At 64.0% G+C, this 16,639-nt stretch carries 18 protein-coding genes; 5 read left to right on the top strand and 13 right to left on the bottom strand.

Going from position 1 to position 16,639, the window contains the following annotated elements:
• Positions 1–66 precede the first annotated feature (66 nt).
• The 4 genes from ACCQ10_RS00325 to ACCQ10_RS00310 all read right to left on the bottom strand — a co-directional run bounded on the left by ACCQ10_RS00325 (position 67) and on the right by ACCQ10_RS00310 (position 2,220).
• Complete coding sequence (locus ACCQ10_RS00325) at positions 67–555, bottom strand: hypothetical protein (RefSeq protein ID WP_372361814.1); 489 nt, start codon at positions 553–555, stop codon at positions 67–69.
• A 129-nt stretch (positions 556–684) separates the two neighbouring features.
• Positions 685–945, bottom strand: coding sequence for a hypothetical protein (locus ACCQ10_RS00320; protein WP_372361813.1), 261 nt, complete (start codon positions 943–945; stop codon positions 685–687).
• 581 nt (positions 946–1,526) lie between these two features.
• Positions 1,527–1,670 carry a hypothetical protein gene (locus ACCQ10_RS00315; RefSeq protein WP_181109670.1) on the bottom strand — a complete coding sequence of 48 codons (144 nt, stop codon included), beginning with the start codon at positions 1,668–1,670 and terminating at the stop codon, positions 1,527–1,529.
• A 202-nt stretch (positions 1,671–1,872) separates the two neighbouring features.
• The gene (locus ACCQ10_RS00310) at positions 1,873–2,220 is read right to left on the bottom strand and encodes a winged helix-turn-helix transcriptional regulator (RefSeq protein WP_039411606.1); all 348 of its coding nucleotides are present in this window, start codon (positions 2,218–2,220) and stop codon (positions 1,873–1,875) included.
• Between the two features lie 86 nt (positions 2,221–2,306).
• Here ACCQ10_RS00310 and ACCQ10_RS00305 point away from each other — a divergent pair, with 86 nt between their 5' ends.
• Positions 2,307–2,633 (top strand): nuclear transport factor 2 family protein, encoded by a 327-nt coding sequence (locus ACCQ10_RS00305; RefSeq protein WP_372361812.1) that lies wholly within the window; start codon positions 2,307–2,309, stop codon positions 2,631–2,633.
• A gap of 145 nt (positions 2,634–2,778) precedes the next feature.
• Here ACCQ10_RS00305 and ACCQ10_RS00300 read toward each other — a convergent pair whose 3' ends face one another.
• The 4 genes from ACCQ10_RS00300 to ACCQ10_RS00285 form a co-directional block, all read right to left on the bottom strand.
• Positions 2,779–3,255 carry a hypothetical protein gene (locus tag ACCQ10_RS00300; RefSeq protein WP_372361811.1) on the bottom strand — a complete coding sequence of 159 codons (477 nt, stop codon included), beginning with the start codon at positions 3,253–3,255 and terminating at the stop codon, positions 2,779–2,781.
• 358 nt (positions 3,256–3,613) lie between these two features.
• Complete coding sequence (locus ACCQ10_RS00295; protein WP_372361810.1) at positions 3,614–4,603, bottom strand: 6-hydroxy-3-succinoylpyridine hydroxylase; 990 nt, start codon at positions 4,601–4,603, stop codon at positions 3,614–3,616.
• 206 nt (positions 4,604–4,809) lie between these two features.
• Positions 4,810–5,499: a glutathione S-transferase family protein gene (locus ACCQ10_RS00290; RefSeq protein ID WP_372361809.1), complete on the bottom strand. Its 690-nt coding sequence runs from the start codon at positions 5,497–5,499 to the stop codon at positions 4,810–4,812.
• Positions 5,500–5,792: 293 nt separating this feature from the next.
• Positions 5,793–6,545, bottom strand: a complete 753-nt coding sequence (locus ACCQ10_RS00285; protein WP_372361808.1) for an SDR family oxidoreductase — start codon at positions 6,543–6,545, stop codon at positions 5,793–5,795.
• Between the two features lie 134 nt (positions 6,546–6,679).
• Here ACCQ10_RS00285 and ACCQ10_RS00280 point away from each other — a divergent pair, with 134 nt between their 5' ends.
• The gene (locus ACCQ10_RS00280; RefSeq protein ID WP_372361807.1) at positions 6,680–7,573 is read left to right on the top strand and encodes a LysR family transcriptional regulator; all 894 of its coding nucleotides are present in this window, start codon (positions 6,680–6,682) and stop codon (positions 7,571–7,573) included.
• A gap of 285 nt (positions 7,574–7,858) precedes the next feature.
• Here ACCQ10_RS00280 and ACCQ10_RS00275 read toward each other — a convergent pair whose 3' ends face one another.
• The gene (locus ACCQ10_RS00275) at positions 7,859–8,503 is read right to left on the bottom strand and encodes a glutathione S-transferase family protein (protein WP_166751546.1); all 645 of its coding nucleotides are present in this window, start codon (positions 8,501–8,503) and stop codon (positions 7,859–7,861) included.
• Positions 8,504–9,015: 512 nt separating this feature from the next.
• Between ACCQ10_RS00275 and ACCQ10_RS00270 the strand changes: the two genes are divergently transcribed.
• Positions 9,016–10,110 (top strand): ATP-grasp fold amidoligase family protein, encoded by a 1,095-nt coding sequence (locus tag ACCQ10_RS00270; protein WP_372361806.1) that lies wholly within the window; start codon positions 9,016–9,018, stop codon positions 10,108–10,110.
• A gap of 376 nt (positions 10,111–10,486) precedes the next feature.
• Here ACCQ10_RS00270 and ACCQ10_RS00265 read toward each other — a convergent pair whose 3' ends face one another.
• The 4 genes from ACCQ10_RS00265 to ACCQ10_RS00250 form a co-directional block, all read right to left on the bottom strand.
• Entirely contained in the window at positions 10,487–10,786 is a 300-nt protein-coding gene (locus ACCQ10_RS00265; protein ID WP_372361805.1) for a type II toxin-antitoxin system RelE/ParE family toxin, read from the bottom strand.
• Positions 10,774–11,031 carry a type II toxin-antitoxin system Phd/YefM family antitoxin gene (locus ACCQ10_RS00260; RefSeq protein WP_104563900.1) on the bottom strand — a complete coding sequence of 86 codons (258 nt, stop codon included), beginning with the start codon at positions 11,029–11,031 and terminating at the stop codon, positions 10,774–10,776. Before ACCQ10_RS00260 ends, ACCQ10_RS00265 begins: the two co-directional genes overlap by 13 nt.
• Before the next feature lie 55 nt (positions 11,032–11,086).
• Positions 11,087–11,749 (bottom strand): PAQR family membrane homeostasis protein TrhA, encoded by a 663-nt coding sequence (gene trhA, locus ACCQ10_RS00255; RefSeq protein ID WP_179456228.1) that lies wholly within the window; start codon positions 11,747–11,749, stop codon positions 11,087–11,089.
• Positions 11,750–11,966: 217 nt separating this feature from the next.
• Positions 11,967–12,530 carry a hypothetical protein gene (locus ACCQ10_RS00250; RefSeq protein ID WP_139015268.1) on the bottom strand — a complete coding sequence of 188 codons (564 nt, stop codon included), beginning with the start codon at positions 12,528–12,530 and terminating at the stop codon, positions 11,967–11,969.
• A 132-nt stretch (positions 12,531–12,662) separates the two neighbouring features.
• Between ACCQ10_RS00250 and ACCQ10_RS00245 the strand changes: the two genes are divergently transcribed.
• Both ACCQ10_RS00245 and ACCQ10_RS00240 read left to right on the top strand, forming a co-directional pair.
• Positions 12,663–15,155: a DEAD/DEAH box helicase gene (locus tag ACCQ10_RS00245; RefSeq protein WP_372361804.1), complete on the top strand. Its 2,493-nt coding sequence runs from the start codon at positions 12,663–12,665 to the stop codon at positions 15,153–15,155.
• The gene (locus tag ACCQ10_RS00240; RefSeq protein WP_372361803.1) at positions 15,152–16,609 is read left to right on the top strand and encodes a ribonuclease H-like domain-containing protein; all 1,458 of its coding nucleotides are present in this window, start codon (positions 15,152–15,154) and stop codon (positions 16,607–16,609) included. Before ACCQ10_RS00245 ends, ACCQ10_RS00240 begins: the two co-directional genes overlap by 4 nt.
• Positions 16,610–16,639 lie beyond the last annotated feature (30 nt).

Genomic DNA, 16,639 nt, shown 5'->3' with positions numbered 1-16,639 from the left:
GCTTTAAAATCCCAACCTTTAGCTGATTCGAACTGCGAGGCGGTGCTTAAATTATGTCGATCGAACTTATGGAATCCTCACTGAAAGTCCAGAATTCGGACCGGGAGGAACACCTAATGCCGGCTCTACCCCTACGGAGCTGCGCAGATCAGAAAGTAGTGCCGTCGGATTGAACTTTCTTCCAATAATGGCCTCTGACTCAGCCCTGGGGCTTCCTGAATGCCTAGCTCGATAAGCTTCCAGCTGATCGATTCCGTTATTGATTGCAAATTTACACAAACCGCGTGCGTAGAACCGATTGAACTCACCCTCAGCAAGCGTGGTGTGCGCAGTAACTGGAACCTTTACGGTTGTTGCACCCCCTGTTGATGTTCGCCGTTCTTCAACCGCTTTTATATAACCTCGCACCTGAATCTCATTTGCCAGCCAAGAGTCATCGTGATGCTCTGCTGCCTCATTAATTAGAGCCGCCCAATTTCTAGCTCCCTGTTCTGTGAGGCGATTGCTTACATACAGCGTTCCGCCAGCAACGTCATGGGCGATCTCATCAGTCATCTGCTTCCGAGTCCGCGAATTGAGATTTTGATAGTTTAGTCCCACGAACTCCATCCTTTTCGTCTAACCACATAAGCGAGCGCACTGCAAAGCAGTCCACGGCCTTAGAAACTTAGTAGTCGTATAGAACTACCAGCTAACTTTAATGGCGTTCTGAGAGGCAGTTGTGCCAACACGCTCCACCTTGAAGCCGCCACCTTCCAACTCAGCAATAGCGCCTTGTAGCTCTTTCTCACTCACGGCTTTCTTGCTAAGAAAATGGATGACGAATGTTTCTCCAGTCTGAGAGACTGCCTTTATAGATTGCCCGACTTGTCTAACAACCTCATCAGCTCCATGAGTGGATGCTTCCGAGTTAGCACGTGCTTGAGCTGCGTTAATTTCTAACATGGTGCAATTTCCTAAATTTTGACGAGATGGCTGATGTTTGATTTACGCTTTGGTGGCTAGATCTATGCCGCCGTCGGCGGCGTCCAAGCCAGTTTCTTCCACGGCATAGCCAAGCGGGCAGGCTATTTAGCCTAGTGCGAGTATCCAGCAGCTCGCAGCGCTGGTAGCTGCCAACAAACGAAGCGAGCGCGGCCAAACAGCACATGCTCAGGACCATCCATGCGATGGGCGCGAGCACTGCGCTGATGCTTTGATTAAATCTTGTGCGAGTGGAGCGCTTTGGCGCGATAGCAGCCACGGCACGCCGGTACGTATGGCGAAAAAAGCGCCAACTCCCACAGCGAAGCCGAGCGGCCATGGCGATGACCGCACAGCGGTAAACCCGGTGCTTTCCCGTTTGCGTCCCATGCATGAAACCCCCGTTCCAACTCGCACACTACCGTTGTGTAACAGTTTTGTCAGCGGGGTACCCGACATTTTGTATCAGCGGTGTCATCCACTGTGATTGCACGCACTAAATTTCATGACTAGAGACGCCGGCGGTTGTGCCAATGCCTCTACTCATTTGCTGCAGCGCTCGCTTACTTCTTTTTGCTTTTCTTGTCCGGTGCTTGACTCAAAGCGGACGCGGCCGCTGTTTTTGAATCTTTGCCGGTGCTGCCGCTACGCAAGACCTTGCTTGCGGCCTTTGCCGCTTTGGGGCCGGTTTTCTCGTTGGTCGCCATGCGTGTGACCTCCTCGCCACCCCAATGGTGGCGAGGCGAAACTAGGCCGATTATGTTGGCCGCACAAGTCTGGTTGCAGCGCGCGATACGGCAGATACTGCAAGACCGCCGGTGTGTTATCTGGGTCAGTTCTTTGGCGACATGCGTGGCGCTGTGTGCCTGATGTTTTAAGGCCGGCGTGCCACAGCATCGTGCCGAATCATCACTGCGGCGATGGTTCGGGCAACGGCTGCCGCGCCTGGCCCCAGGTGAGCATTGCATCCAGCGCAGGGCACAGGGCCTGGCCCCACGGCGTCAGGCGGTAATCCACCTGCGGCGGTACCTGCGCGTAGACGGTGCGCAGCACCAGGCCGTCGCGTTCTAGCTGGCGCAGCTGTTGGGCCAGCATCTTTTGCGAGATGGCGGGAATCAGCCGCTCCAGGTCCGAGTAGCGCTGCACCTTGCCGTCGAACAGGTGGAACAGCAGCAGCAGTTTCCAGCGGCCTTCGATGAGTTTGAGCAGGGCTTCGACATCGCACGCGGCGGTGTCCGGGGTGTGCGGCTTTCCCATGGGTGCGTGACTTACCTTTGCGTGCGTTCTTGCGGCAGGTGATGCCGCTGCCGATCATGGCATACCGTTTCTACCGGACCGCCGCCATGTCGCTTGCCCTGCCCGCCGCCGTTGCCTGCTTTTTTACCGCCAGCAACGCCGGCGATGCCACGGAGCTGCTGCCGCACCTGGCCGACGATGCGGTGGTGCACGACGAGCACCGCCAGCACCGTGGCGCTGCCGCCATTGCGGCCTGGCTGGCACAGGCGCAGGCCACCACGCCGTATCGTGCGGTGCCGGTTGGCGTGCACACCCAAGGCGAGCAGGTGAGTGTCACCGCGCAGGTGTCTGGCGATTTCCCGCAGAGCCCGCTGCAGCTGGAGCATGTGTTCCAACTGGTGGGCGGCAAGATTGCGGCGTTGCGGATTCATTGACGCGGCATGCCGGCGTATTGCGCCGGTAGCACGTGCCCGGATGCGGACCTTCCACAGCCGCATGACGCAACCGCACGCGCGGTTACTGAGCGGTTGCTTGGTACCTCGACGCGCGTTGCGCCTCTGAGCAAATGTAGGGCGGCGCCTAGTCGCCTTCTGCCTGAAGTCGAAACACCCTGCCGCCCTGTTCCGTCTCATCGCCAAAGGTGACTGTGACCGTCGCGCCTGCGTTGATGGCCTCATGGCGAAAGGACAGCTCGGCGTGATGCAGTCTCAGGCTGCTATCAAATGTGGTGCCGCTCGATAGGCAGGCCACCGAGTCCATTACCGTGGCGTCTGCAAGCTCTGTTTGCCCATGCTGCATCAGGTAGGCGCAGACGGCCTGCGCGGCGGGGTCGCCACCGTGCTCACACCGTTTGGCGGAAAGCGCCTGCTCTTGCGCATGCCTGAAGTTGGTTCCCCATGAGGTGTGGAACGCAAAACTGCGCACCTGGCCCGGCTGTACTGCACCGACAAAGGCGCGCAAGACCTCGCATAACTCAGCGGCAGGGGTCGCGTGGGCGGTTGCCAACGCCGACAGCAAAATCGAAGGCGCCGCAACATAGAAAAAGAAGGCGCGCATGGCACTCTACTGAAAGAAGACCTGCGCAGTATTGGCTCAGCCGCCTTGCGCCGTAACGTCGGTCCGCGCTGGAGGCGGGGTTGGGATGCGCATGCGCCAGGTGGCTGCGGCGCGGCGAAGGCATCCACCCATCCTCGTCGCTTCGATGCCTGCAGGGCCCATGCGCAGCTTGCCATACGAGCGGTGGCGGTTACTCGGGGCTTCCTGCACCGGTGGAAATCGCCTGGCCCGCACTAACATCGAAGTAATCACGCCAGGCGACGATACGTCAGCGGTCCAGCTTGAGGATGTCCATCACTTCAACGCCCGATGTCCCGCGCGCCATCGGCGGAAGGATCGATGACATGGGCATGGCAGCTTAGGTGAGGCTGGCGCCTGTCGGCATGTGATCGCGGATGTATTGCTCGATATATGCCATCACCAATGCCGCACCGGCATCGTGTTCCAGCAGGTCGATCGGTCGCTGGTTGCGCAGATACGGGTTGTGCGTGTCTGCCCATTGGAAAAAATCTCTGGGCTTTGGCTTGATCGGTTTGGCAGCGATCATGGCAGCTTGTAGAAGATCGGGACGCGCGTACCAGGAGATGGGTTTGGTGGCGTCCTTGTTCTTTCCGGGGATCACGCGAGGCAATTGCGAGGCAGCGAGTTCTTCAAGTGCTATGTGCTTGCGAACCCAGTGCGCATGCTTGCGCAGCTCGCCGTTGGGCTGGCGTTCTTTCTTCATTGGGTTGTTGTCATCGCGCCTGGTTGGAATCACCAGACCAATGATCAGGTAGGTGGCTTTTCTGCGAATCAGCTCCAGTGCTGGTGCGATGTCGGTATCGTTGGTGACAACCACCAGCTGATCGAGCTCGCGGCAATTGATTGCATCGTCATACAAGGATAGCGCCAGATTGACGTCTGACTGCTTCTCTTCCAGCTTCCACACGGTGATCTTCCCGCATTCGCGTGGATCTCTGTCAGGATCCGCTGCATCTACGACGTACTGGTTCGACTTGCTGAGTGAGTAATAGCCCGATGTGATCGAAATGCGGTCGTTTGTAGCCAAGGCACGGTGGTATTGAAGTTGCGATGCAACCGAGTCGGTACCTTTTGCAGCCCGGGGCACAATGGGGGCGGTGAAATAACGGATTGCGCAGTGGTCCAGAACCATGCGAGAAGCAGGCGCATGCGGCGCGGTTCGATGCAGAATCGAGGGCAATATGTGCTTGCCGAACAGTTCGACTAGATCCAACCACTTGTAGGGTGTCCTACGCAGACACCCGTAATACAGGTTATAGCCGTCTATATAGACGCGCGTCCTTAGCGTTGCCATTTCCGTTTCCCTGAAATGAAAAAACCGGCTCAAGGCCGGCTTTTTCTCCCTGACTCCTATGGTGCAAGCCCGTAGCAATGAGGGTTAGTTGTTGGGGCAGACGTTAGCCGGGACCGAAAGGCCTGTCAACCAGGCATGCGCCTGCCATGACAAGGCCGGTCTGTGCATCTGCCGTATTGCTTTACGCGAGCCTGATCAGCTCTACCTCACCTAGCGTGCCGCACGGCGCCGTTGGCTGCTTACGCCGGCACACACACCGCGTCTGCCAGCAGGGCGCGCTGCTTGTGCAGATGCTGCTGGAAGCGGCTGGCGTAGTCCTGCGCCACCGCGCCGATGACGCTGGGCCGCGCGGCCAGTGCGGCGCGCCATGCGCTGATGCGCGGCAGCCCTTCAAAGATGGGTGCATAGACATCGGCGGGCAGCAGGCCGAAATAGCGCAGCAGCGGCGCGAACACCACATCGACCATGCCGAATGTGGAGCCGGCGAAGTAAGGACCTTCGCCCAACACGTCCTCGATCTTTTGCAGCTTGCTGCGGAACGCGGCGCGTGCAGCGTCGGCGCTAGCCTGGTCGCTGGCGTTGAGGAACTGCCAGCCATCGGCAAAGGTGGGCGTTGCGAACTCGATCCAAGAACGCTGCTGCGCGCGTTGCAGCGGGTCGTTGGGATACAGGCTGGGTTTGCCGCTGATGTCGTTGAGGTAGTCGCAGATCACCACGCTTTCGAACACGGTTGCCACGCTACCGTCCGGCTGGCCGATGCGCAGCAGCGGCACCTTGCCGGTGGGCGACAGCGCCAGGAACCAGTCCGGCTTGGCCGACAGGTCGACGTTGATGCGCTCGAACGGCGCAGCGTTTTCCAGCAGCACGATTGCCGCGCGTTGCACGAAGGGACACAGCGGGTGGCTGATCAGGGTCAGGGAGGTAGACATGGGTTATCTGGGTCGCAATGAGAGGGGTGTTACAGGGGCGGCCGTGCGCAGGGCCATGGATTCGCACGTCATCCATGGCAGAAGGACGCGCAGGGCTACGCAGCGCGCGCAGACCGCCGTGCATGCAGCGGAATGGACGCCGGGCCTTGCGTGCGTGCCAGCGCGCAGGGCGCTTTGCCGGGCCTGCACCCGCGCACCGGTCGGTTGCGCAGGCAGGCGGTCAACGCTGGCATTGCCGGCAGGAGCGGCGCTGCGCGCCCCCACTGCCGGTGCCGCAAGGACGGCGGCCATGGTCAGCCGTTGAGCAGGCGGCCGCCGTCGACCACCAACTCCGACCCCACCGTCCAGCGGGATTCGTCCGAGGCCAGGTACAGCACGGCCTTGGCGACTTCTTCCGGGGTGCCGAAGCGGCCCATCGGAATGGTGGCCGCGATGTCCTGGTTGACCTGCGCGCGGTACGCGTCGGGGATGCCAAGCTTGTCGTACAGCGGCGTTTCCACCGGACCCGGGCTGACCGCATTGAGGCGGATGCCGCGATCGAGCAACTCGCTCGACAAGGTCTTGGCCATGTTCAACAAAGCCGACTTGGTGGCACCGTACACCGACGAACGGGCTACCCCGGCGTGGGCGTTGACCGAGGTGTTGAGCACCACCGACGACGGGTTGGCCAACACCGGCAACAGCGCCTGCAGCAGGAAGTACGGGCCTTTGACGTTGATGGCGAAGGAGGCGTCGAAGGCCTGCTCGGTCCAGTCCTCGATCGGAAGCCAGACCGAGACGCCGGCATTGAGGAAGGCCACATCGAGCTGGCCGTAGTGTTCCGCGACGGCCCGCGCCAGTTCTTGCTGGGCGGCGACGCTGGCCGAATCGGCGCGCAGCACCGGCACTTCGGAACCAAGAATGTTCTTGGCCTTGGCGATGGAGTCCGGGTTGACACCGGTGACGATGACGCGGGCGCCTTCGGCGAGGAACTGTTTGGCGGTTTCCAGACCAATACCACTGGTGCCGCCGGTGATAAGGGTGCGTTTGCCTGCTAGACGGGACATGCGTTGCTCCTGGTGAGGGAGGCCGACCACATTGGCGGGCCTTCGGTAGCGCATCATTGCCCCATGCTTGATCTGCGATAAGATCCTGCGACCGCATAACTTTCATGCTTCCCACGCATGAGTCGAAGGCAGGCATGGACCGTTTTCTGTTGATGAACTGCTTTGCCCGCGCTGTGGAAACCGGCAGCTTTTCCGCGGCCGGGCGCGACCTGGGGCTGGGGCAGCCCAACGTCAGCCGCCACGTGGCGGCGCTGGAAGAGCATCTTCAAACGCGGCTGCTCAACCGCTCCACCCGCAAGCTGGTGCTCACCCCGGAGGGCGAGCGTTATTACGCTGAGGTGCGCCGCATCCTGGATGCGGTGGGCGAGTCTGAAATGTCGCTACGCGATGACGTGCAGCCCTCCGGGTTGTTGCGGGTGGCCTGCCCTACGGCGCTGTCGCACACCTTCGTGTTGCCGCTGGTGCCGGCATTTTTGCAGCGGTTTCCGTCACTGGAGCTGGATCTGCAGATCAGCGACCGCTACGTCAATCTGCTCGACGAAGGCGCGGAGCTGGCGATCCGTATTGGTCATCTGGACAGCAGCGCATTGCGCGCACGGCGGATCGGCGCGTTTAAACGGGTGATGGTGGCCAGCCGTGCGTACCTGGACAAGCGCGGAGTGCCGACCGTGCCCGACGACCTGCGTCACCACGACTGCGTGCTGTACACCTTGCTCGCCACCGGGACGAGCTGGCGCTTCAAGGACACCGATGTGCCGGTGTCGGGCAGGTTCCGGGTCAACTCGCCCGAAGCCACGCGCGCGGCGGTCACCGCCGGGCTTGGCATCGGCCAGGGCCCGACCTGGCTCTACGAAGACGGCCTGGCCTCGGGCGAGCTGCAGACCGTGCTGGACGACTTCGCCCCACCGCCGGCACCGATGCAGATCGTCTACGCCGCCAACCGGCTGGTGCCCAAGCGGGCGATTGTGTTCATGGATTTCGTTGCGGAAGAATTCGCGAAGATTCCGCAGCTCAACACGGTTGGGTGATCGATCGGCAATGCAGGTGTGTCGCGCGATCTGTTTCGTCGTCAGCGCGCGCTACGTACACACTGAAGTGGCTGCGACGCAGCGATTTTCCTGGTGCCTGTTCAACCGGTGCAGGTAGGGATCCTTCGCTGCCCCAACGCGAAACCATTCCACCGAATCGGGCGTCTTGGGCAAACGCCGCTGTCAGCGACCCTTGCCGTATGTGCGGATTGCTGAAAAACAGCGTGATGCCGCAGCGCGCGTCCTTCGCGTTCCCCGGCCTGCTCCTGGCCTGGGCGGCAAGTCTCATGCATCCGCGCCATTGATGGCCCACTGCGCCGCAAATGCGCGTTGATAGGCGGGGCGCTGTTCGCCGCGGGTGACGTAGGCCAGCAGGTTGGGATACCCGTCCAGCAGGCCGGTGAGCTTGATGCGGATGAGCACCGAAATCATGAGCAGGTCGCCGGCACTGAACTCGCCTTCCAGCCAGGGGTTGCTGCCCAGGTAGTCGCCCAGGTGCTGCAGGCGGCGCTGGATGCGCTTGTGCAGCAGCGGCAGGCGCTCTGCCATCCAGGGTTTGTCGGCTTCCAGCAGCAAGGCGTTGCCCAGCTCCAGCATGGGCGGCTCGACGGTGTTGAGTGCGGCAAACATCCAGGCGATGGCGCGCGCACGGGCGTTGTCGTCGTGCGGTAGCAGGCCGGGGTAGCGCTGGGCGATGTGCAGCACGATGGCGCCGGTTTCGAACAGCGCCAGCTCGCCGTGCTCGAAGGTGGGAATCTGGCCGAACGGGTGGATGGCCAGGTGCGCCGGTTGCTTGAGCGCGCGGAATGGCAGCAGGCGCACTTCGTACGGTTGGCCCACTTCTTCCAGCGCCCAGCGCAGGCGGGTGTCGCGCACCAGGCCTTGGCCACCATCGGGCGAGCGCTCGAAGGCGGTGATGGTGATCGTCATGGTGGGCAGGCTCCCTTTGGTCGGCGGCTGAGGCCGTAGGGTACGCCTGCGATGGGCCGGCGCCATGGGCAAGGCCGGCCCCTGCGTTTGCCGGGCGGCGCGGCCTGCCCCCTGTGGCGAACGGGCCGCCTTGTTCGGGCCGCGCCTGGTCTGCACGGCCGTGTAGGAGCCGCCTGCTACCGGTGAAAGACCCGCCTTCTGTTGCCGCGCCTGCAAGCGGCCGCTGCCTGCGCGTGCGGCCCTGCCCGATGCGCCCGCCTTGCTGGACGGCCCCTGCATTCCACTGCCACCGGGCGGCGCGCGCCTTGCGTGCCGGGTGCTGCGCGGCGCCGCCCTTGCTGCCGACGACCGGCCCGAACCGGCCCGATTAGGCGTAAAGCGCCCGGTTCTTTGCGTAATCGGGCCGATTGGGACGTTTTGCCACCCTCGTCTCACCTATTAGATATACCGTGCTTTCCGTCACATTTTAATGTGACGCACACCGCACTTATCGACCGGAAGAGGGAGCTGTCATGACCGATCACAGAACGGGGCTGCAGGCGCAGCCGATGGGCGCGCCGGGCCGTGCCGGCCGGGGCTGGACCACGTTGTTGCCTGCGTTGGAAACCCCGTTTACCGACAACCGGCCGGTACGTTTGCCGCCGGCACCGGTGCCGCAGCCAGACAGCCCCAACCTCAAACGGCTGCTGCGCAAAGGTGCGCGCCGCCTGGTCAGGACACTGCCGTGGCGGCATCAGGACCGGCTGTATTTCCTGAATACCTTCGGGCGGCTGCCCAACCTGTACAACCCCACCTGCTTCAATGAGAAGGTGCTCTACCGCAAATGCGTGCACGGTGATTACCCGCTGTACCGCCGGCTGGCAGACAAGTTTGCGGTGCGCCCGTACGTGGCGGCCAGGATCGGCGAGGCGCACCTGATCCCGCTGCTGCTGGACACCACCGACCCGCAGGAGCTGCTGCGCCTGCCGCAGTGGCGGCAGACCGTGATCAAGGCCAACCACGGTGCGGCGATGGTGGAGGTGGTGCGCGATGAGCCGGATGCGCAGCACAAGCGCCGCATCATCGAGCGCTGCGACCAATGGCTGCGCACCGACTTCTCCGACAAGGTGCGCGAGATCCATTACCGCGATATTCCGCCGCGCATCCTGGTGGAGCAATACATCGGCGATGCGCAGCAGGTGCCGGTGGACTACAAGTTCCACATGTTCCGGCAGGCGGACGGCAGTTTTCAGTACGTGCTGCAGGTGATCTATGGGCGCTTCGACACGCCGAAACTGGGCATGACCTTCTTTGTCGGCAACCTGCACGAGGCCTTCCACCGCATCCGCGACGACGGGCGCGCGCCCCCGTGCACGCCGGCGCTGCTGGAACAGGCGCTGGAGCTGAGCAAGCAGCTGGCAAGCGACTTCGATTACGTGCGGGTGGACTGGTATATCCAGCACGGGCAGGTCTATTTCGGCGAGCTGACCTTTACCCCCGGTGCGGGGCTGGTGACCGGCCTGGACCGCGGGCTGGACCGGATGATGGGCAAGATGTGGGTGCAGCAGCGTGCACCGGCGGCGGCGTGCCTTGCCACGGACGGCATCCGCGTGCGGCTGCCGTCGTGAAGTGCGCGCGGCGGTAACGCGCTGCCGACCGCGCGCGCCGCGATCGAGCAGAGACAGGACAACCGCGCAACTGGCAGCGATCCGCATCCACCGCGCGCGGCGGTTGCCGGATGCGGAAAACGCGCAGCGCGCCCGGAGGCCGGGCATTTCACTGCAGCAGCCTGGCTGTACGCTCACCGCCGTGCGCAAGCGCAGCGTTCGCACGATTTTGTTGCTGGGCGAGGTCGATGGCGTTGGCGTTGGCGTGAACAGCACAGCGCCTGCGCGGTCCGTCTGATCAGCCTGCTGCAGCCGATGACCTACGAAGACGGGTGTGGGAGCGCGCGCGCAGCTACGCGTGTTCAACGCGAGACGGGTGGAACGAGGGTCGCGCTTGTCAGCGCGAAAGACGATTCTTGCGAAAGAATCGCTCCGACCGCATCACGTGAACCACCACGACGCGCTGCCCGTCCACACGATGGAACACGCGGCAAGGTGGCTCGACGATCTGACGATAGCGGGAGCGCTTGAGCTCCTGCGGCCGGCTTCCACTCTCCGGGTGCTCGGCCAATTGCTCGACATGCGCAAACACCCGTCTCACCAGCGCCGCTGCGGCGGCAGCGTCCTCAAGTGCAATGTAATCGGCAATCGCGTCCAGGTCGGCCAGTGCCGGCTCCGACCAGACTATTTCAGCCATCGCGCCAGGCGTTGCTTGGCTTGCTCGTGGCTCAGGCTGCGGCCTTCCGCTACGGCCATTTCACCACGGGCAATTCCTTCGAGGATCAGCATCCGCTGCTGCATGCGCTCATAGCTGGCGACATCCACCAGGTAGGCGCTGGGCAGGCCATGCTGGGTGATCAGGATCGGCTCCTTGTCGCGCTCGACATCTGCGAGGAGCTCGGTGGCCTGCCGCTTGAGCGTCGTGACGAGTTCTGTGCGCATGCAGTGACACTAAAGTATCACTCCGGGTAGGGCAAGCCGGCTGCGCCCGGCGAGGCTACACCCCGCCCAGCGGCTGCAGGCACAACCAGATGGCATACCAGTGCGACAGCGCACCGCCCAGCACGTGGGCGTGCCAGATGGCGCGGTTGTAGACCATCGCCTTGCGCACGTAGAACGCCACGCCCACGGTGTAGAACGCGCCGCCAGCCACGATGAGCCAGAGCACGGCGCTGTCCAGGCCGGCAATCATCTGGTTGATCACCACGATGCCGGCCCAGCCCAGCAGCAGGTAGATCGCCACCCAGAACCCCTTGGCGATGCCGGGCAGGCACAGCTTGGCGAACACGCCGAACAAGGCCACGCACCAGACGCTCAAGATCATGCTCCAGCGCCAGCTGCCATCGAGCGCGAGCAGGAAGAACGGCGTGTACGAGCCGGCAATCATCACGAAGATGCCGGCGTGGTCGAACTTGCGCAGCATCGGTTGGCGCTGCGGCGGGGCGAAGTTGTAGGCCGCCGAGCAGGCAAACATCACCAGCAGGCCCAGCGCATACACGCAGGTGGCCACCACCATGGTCTGGCTGGCGTGCGCGCGCCACACCATCCAGGTGCCGCCAACAATGGCCAGGAACAGGCCGGCCGCATGCACGATCACATCGGCACGGCGGGCGGAAGCGGTCTTGTAATGTGGGGGCGGGGCGGGAGCAGGTACGGACAAGGAGCATCTTCGACGCGTAAGGGACGGCGTCGCTGCGCGAGGGGGGAACACAAGGATACGCGTTGGCGGCGACGATCAGGTCAGCGTTGTCGGACGGTGCACGCATGCATGCTTGCGTGCTACGCACCCCTGACAGGCGGCCGCGCCAGGCTGGCACGCGCGTAGCACCCGTTGTGGGCGCTGAAACGGCAGGCGCTCAGGCCTGCCGCCGCCACGATCACTTGCCGGTAGCGTAGAGCGTGTCGATGGCGCGCTTGTTGTCCGCACCCGAGGGGTGGCTCACTGCGCCTTCGCGCTCCAATTGCCCTTCCCACTCGCTCACCTGCGCCTTGAGTTCGCGCGCACAGCACTTGAGTTGGGACAGCGTGACTTCTGCCTCGTCCTCCCAGAACGCGGCGTCGACCGAGGTGCGGAACGTGCCGTCGGCATAGATCCACAGCGCGCGCCCGACGGTGCCGTCGTCGCCCTTGCGCTGGCCGAGCGCCTCGGCGTCGGCGGCACTACGGATGGTGCCGTGGATCTCAAAATCGGTGCGTTGCACGTTGGTGAATGTCACCTTCAGATGCGCGTGCAAACCTTCGGCATCCTTCAATTGATTGGTGACATCCTTGATATAGACATTCTGGGCCGTCGAGGCCTTGTTGCTGAAACGGTTGTCCTGCAAGAACTGGTCACTGACCATGCGCTGACTCCATAAGAGGAAGAGGTGTCCGCCGCCACGCGAGGGACATGCGCAGCGTAGGGATGCCGCACCCGGCGCCACCATCGGTGCAATGCCCATTTCCGCAGCCCGTTGCACCTGGGCGCTGCGCGCATGAAGCGATCAGCTACGCGGGCTGACGGGCGTTGCTCCGGCGTCTCACTTTCTGAGACGCTGTTCTGCTTACCTGCAATGCTTTGGATGCTGACCGCAATGGCCCATGTCCTGGCCCGCCGCACCGAAACCGCCGAACGCGCGCTGGCCACCACCGACGGCCGCCCCAGCCGCGACGGCGCACTGCTCACCGAGCGCCTGGAGCGCCGCTACCACGACCGCATCACCGGCAGCTTCACCATTCCCGGGCGCGAGGGAAGCTACGCGCCCATCCCAGACGATGTGCCCAGTGCGCTGGCCGATGCCCTGCACGCGCGCGGCATCAGCCAGCTCTACAGCCACCAGGCCGATGCGTGGGCGGCCACCCAGCGCGGCGAGCATGTGGCGATCGTGACGCCCACCGCCTCGGGCAAGTCGCTGTGCTACACGCTGCCGGTGGTGAGCGCGGCGATGACCAGCGGCGCCAAGGCGCTGTACCTGTTCCCGACCAAGGCGCTGGCGCAGGACCAGGTGGCCGAACTGCTGGAATTGAACCGCGCCGGCGAGCTCGGGGTGAAGGCCTTCACCTTCGACGGTGATACGCCCGGCGATGCGCGGCAGGCGATCCGGTTGCATGGCGACATCGTGGTGAGCAACCCGGACATGCTGCACCAGGCGATCCTGCCGCATCACACCAAGTGGGCGCAGTTCTTCGAGAACCTGCGCTATGTGGTGATCGACGAGATCCACACCTACCGCGGCGTGTTCGGCAGCCATGTCACCAACGTGCTGCGCCGGCTCAAGCGCGTCTGCGCGTTCTATGGCGCCAGCCCGCAGTTCATCCTGTGCTCGGCCACCATCGGCAACCCGCATGCGCACGCGCAGGCCTTGATCGAAGAACGCGTGCATGCCATCACCGAATCCGGCGCGCCCACCGGCGACAAGCATGTGTTGCTGTGGAACCCGCCGGTGGTCAATGCGGACCTGGGCCTGCGCGCGTCGGCGCGTTCGCAGAGCAACCGCATTGCGCGCATCGCGATCAAGAGCGGGCTGAAGACGCTGGTGTTCGCGCAGACACGTTTGATGGTGGAAGTGCTGACCAAGTACCTGAAGGACATCTTCGACCACGACCCGCGCAAGCCGGCGCGCATCCGCGCCTACCGCGGTGGCTACCTGCCCACCGAACGCCGCGAGGTGGAACGCGCAATGCGCGCCGGCACCATCGACGGCATCATTTCCACCTCTGCGCTGGAGCTGGGCGTGGATATCGGTGCACTGGACGTGGTGATCCTCAATGGCTACCCCGGCAGCGTGGCGGCGACATGGCAGCGCTTCGGCCGCGCCGGGCGTCGCCAGCAACCGGCGCTGGGTGTGCTGGTGGCCAGTTCGCAACCGCTGGACCAGTACGTGGTGCGGCACCCGGATTTCTTCGCCGATGCCTCGCCCGAACATGCGCGCACCGCGCCGGACCAGCCGCTGATCCTGTTCGACCACATTCGTTGCGCGGCGTTCGAATTACCGTTCATTGCCAGCGAGCCGTTCGGGCCGATCGACCCGCTGGTGTTTCTGGAAGCACTGGCCGAAAGCGAAGTGATCCACCAGGAAGGCGACCGCTGGGAATGGATCGCCGACAGCTACCCGGCCAACGCGGTGAGCCTGCGCTCGGTGGCCGACGGCAACTTCGTGGTGGTGGACAAGACCGACGGCAAGCAGCAGATCATCGCCGAGGTGGATTATTCCGCCGCCGCGCTCACCTTGTACGAAGGCGCCATCCACATGGTGCAGAGCACGCCGTACCAGGTGGAGCGGCTGGATTGGGAAGGCCGCAAGGCGTATGTCACGCGTACCCATGTGGACTACTACACCGACAGCATCGACTACACCAAGCTGAAGGTGCTGGACCGCTTCGACGGCGGCGTGGCCGGCCGCGGCGACTCGCACCATGGCGAAGTGCATGTGGTGCGGCGCGTGTCCGGCTACAAGAAGATCCGCTATTACACGCACGAAAACATCGGCTACGGGCCGGTGAATCTGCCCGACCAGGAATTGCACACCACCGCAGTGTGGTGGCAGTTGCCGCAGGCGATTTTGGGCAAGGCGTTCGCGTCCAAGCAGGATGCACTGGATGGATTTTTGGGCGCGGCTTACGCGTTGCACGTGGTGGCCACGGTGGCGGTGATGGCCGATGCGCGCGACCTGCAAAAGGCCGTGGGCAACGGCGACGGCGCGTGGTTTGCGGTGGCCGACCAGACCGGGCGCGGGCAACTGCGCGGGGTGGAAGAAGGCGACGCGGCCACGGTGGAATTGCAGCAGGCATTCGTGCCCACGGTGTACCTGTACGACAACTTCCCCGGCGGCGTTGGCCTGAGCGAGCCGCTGTGGCTGCGCCAGGCCGAGTTGCTGCAGCGCGCGGACGAGTTGGTGCGGCGTTGCGATTGCAGCGCCGGCTGCCCGGCCTGCGTGGGCCCGGTGCTGGCCGCGCACGAGGGAGGCAAGGGCGAATCGCCGAAGTCGCTGGCATTGACGGTGTTGGCGTTGTTGTTCGATGCCGATGCACCGCTGCGGCATGCCACGCAGGTGGACGACGACCTGGCGCTGGACGTGCTTGCATGAGTGTGAGTGCGGACCGGCTGCGCTTGCTGCGCCGGCAGGCCGGGCATGCGGATGTGCGTGCGCATGCGGCGGATGCTGAAGGCGATACACTGCAAGCTGCAGTGGCATTAAATGCGAAGGAAGTGGAGGCCGCACTGGCCGGTGAGGTCACGCAGCCGGCTTCCGGCGCGGCCACGCAGGGCATGCCGCCTGCGCCCGGTGATGCTCCGGCCGTCAGCGCAGAACGTCTGCGCCTGCTGCGCCGTCAGGTCGGCGGGCTGACGCCTGCATCGCGCAAGGACGATGCGGTGATGCCGACACGTGCGCAGCGGGCAGCGGTCTCCGGCACCGCGTCATCTGCTGCACGCTTGCCATCGCGCGATGCAGCCGCTGCGCCTCATGACGCTGCGGCCGCTCGCCCGCACGATGTGCGCGCCGCACCGGCACTCACGCGCCGCGCCTTGCAATCACCCACTTCGGCACCGCCTGCGCGTGACGCATCGGTGTTTGCGTGGGTGGAGCACGATGTGCGCCACAAGCCGGCGTTGCCATCGGCTGCCGATGCCGATGCCACCAGCGCGGTGGATACGGAGGTCGCACGCCATCGGCCAGTGGCGCGCAGCGCAACGACACCGTCGGCAACACCCATGCCGCCGGCACCACCGCCGCAGCGACGCGCCGACATTGCCGGCCTGCGCAAGATGATCGGCCTGCGCGAGCGTGCGGTGTCGGCGCAGACACCCGTGCGCGCGCCATCGAACGACCGGCACCTGCCGGGAACCGAGATCGCACCCGGCCTGCATCTGATCGAAGCGTTTCTGCCGCAGGCCATTCCGTGCGAGGCGCTCTCGCTGGCGTTCGCCAAACGCGACGATACGGTCGACCCGCTGGACCTGCTGTTCTTCGACACCGAAACCACCGGCCTGGCCGGCGGCACCGGCACGCGCGCCTTCATGATCGGCGTGGCGCAGTGGTGCACCGATGCCGTGCAAGGCAGCGGACTGCGCGTGCGCCAGCTGATGATGTCCACCATGGCCGCCGAAAGCGCCATGCTGGACCTGTTCCGCACCTGGCTCACGCCGCGCACGGTGCTGTCCAGCTACAACGGCCGCTGCTATGACGCACCATTGCTGAAGACACGCTACCGCCTGGCGCGGCGCGGCGACCCGATTTCCGCGTTGGACCATGTGGACCTGTTGTTCCCCACCCGCCGCCGTTATCGCGGCACCTGGGAGAACTGCAAGCTGGCCACCATCGAGCGGCAGCTGCTGCGCGTGGTGCGCGAGGACGACCTGCCCGGCTCCGAAGCCCCCGCCGCCTGGCTGAGCTACCTGCGCGGCGGCAGCGCGCGCAACCTGCGCCGCGTGGCCGACCACAACCACCAGGACGTGGTGACGCTCTCGCTGCTGATGCAACGCCTGGTGGCGGTCGAGGCGCAGGACCGCGAGGTGATTCCGTTGATGGATGCGGTTTAGACATCGATGCCATACCGCGACGAGGCACCG

Source organism: Xanthomonas sp. NCPPB 1325 (assembly GCF_041477645.2).
GTDB lineage: Bacteria > Pseudomonadota > Gammaproteobacteria > Xanthomonadales > Xanthomonadaceae > Xanthomonas > Xanthomonas cannabis.
Note: the sequence above shows the minus strand (reverse complement) of the source record. Positions and strands in the feature narration are given on the sequence as shown.

Bases quoted from the DNA above. Each gene is read 5' to 3' on its own strand.
- ACCQ10_RS00325 (WP_372361814.1), bottom strand. From the start codon at position 555: ATGACTGATGAGATCGCCCATGACGTTGCTGGCGGAACGCTGTATGTA.
- ACCQ10_RS00320 (WP_372361813.1), bottom strand. From the start codon at position 945: ATGTTAGAAATTAACGCAGCTCAAGCACGTGCTAACTCGGAAGCATCC.
- ACCQ10_RS00315 (WP_181109670.1), bottom strand. From the start codon at position 1,670: ATGGCGACCAACGAGAAAACCGGCCCCAAAGCGGCAAAGGCCGCAAGC.
- ACCQ10_RS00310 (WP_039411606.1), bottom strand. From the start codon at position 2,220: ATGGGAAAGCCGCACACCCCGGACACCGCCGCGTGCGATGTCGAAGCC.
- ACCQ10_RS00305 (WP_372361812.1), top strand. From the start codon at position 2,307: ATGTCGCTTGCCCTGCCCGCCGCCGTTGCCTGCTTTTTTACCGCCAGC.
- ACCQ10_RS00300 (WP_372361811.1), bottom strand. From the start codon at position 3,255: ATGCGCGCCTTCTTTTTCTATGTTGCGGCGCCTTCGATTTTGCTGTCG.
- ACCQ10_RS00290 (WP_372361809.1), bottom strand. From the start codon at position 5,499: ATGTCTACCTCCCTGACCCTGATCAGCCACCCGCTGTGTCCCTTCGTG.
- ACCQ10_RS00285 (WP_372361808.1), bottom strand. From the start codon at position 6,545: ATGTCCCGTCTAGCAGGCAAACGCACCCTTATCACCGGCGGCACCAGT.
- ACCQ10_RS00280 (WP_372361807.1), top strand. From the start codon at position 6,680: ATGGACCGTTTTCTGTTGATGAACTGCTTTGCCCGCGCTGTGGAAACC.
- ACCQ10_RS00275 (WP_166751546.1), bottom strand. From the start codon at position 8,503: ATGACGATCACCATCACCGCCTTCGAGCGCTCGCCCGATGGTGGCCAA.
- ACCQ10_RS00270 (WP_372361806.1), top strand. From the start codon at position 9,016: ATGACCGATCACAGAACGGGGCTGCAGGCGCAGCCGATGGGCGCGCCG.
- ACCQ10_RS00265 (WP_372361805.1), bottom strand. From the start codon at position 10,786: ATGGCTGAAATAGTCTGGTCGGAGCCGGCACTGGCCGACCTGGACGCG.
- ACCQ10_RS00260 (WP_104563900.1), bottom strand. From the start codon at position 11,031: ATGCGCACAGAACTCGTCACGACGCTCAAGCGGCAGGCCACCGAGCTC.
- ACCQ10_RS00250 (WP_139015268.1), bottom strand. From the start codon at position 12,530: ATGGGCATTGCACCGATGGTGGCGCCGGGTGCGGCATCCCTACGCTGC.
- ACCQ10_RS00245 (WP_372361804.1), top strand. From the start codon at position 12,663: ATGGCCCATGTCCTGGCCCGCCGCACCGAAACCGCCGAACGCGCGCTG.
- ACCQ10_RS00240 (WP_372361803.1), top strand. From the start codon at position 15,152: ATGAGTGTGAGTGCGGACCGGCTGCGCTTGCTGCGCCGGCAGGCCGGG.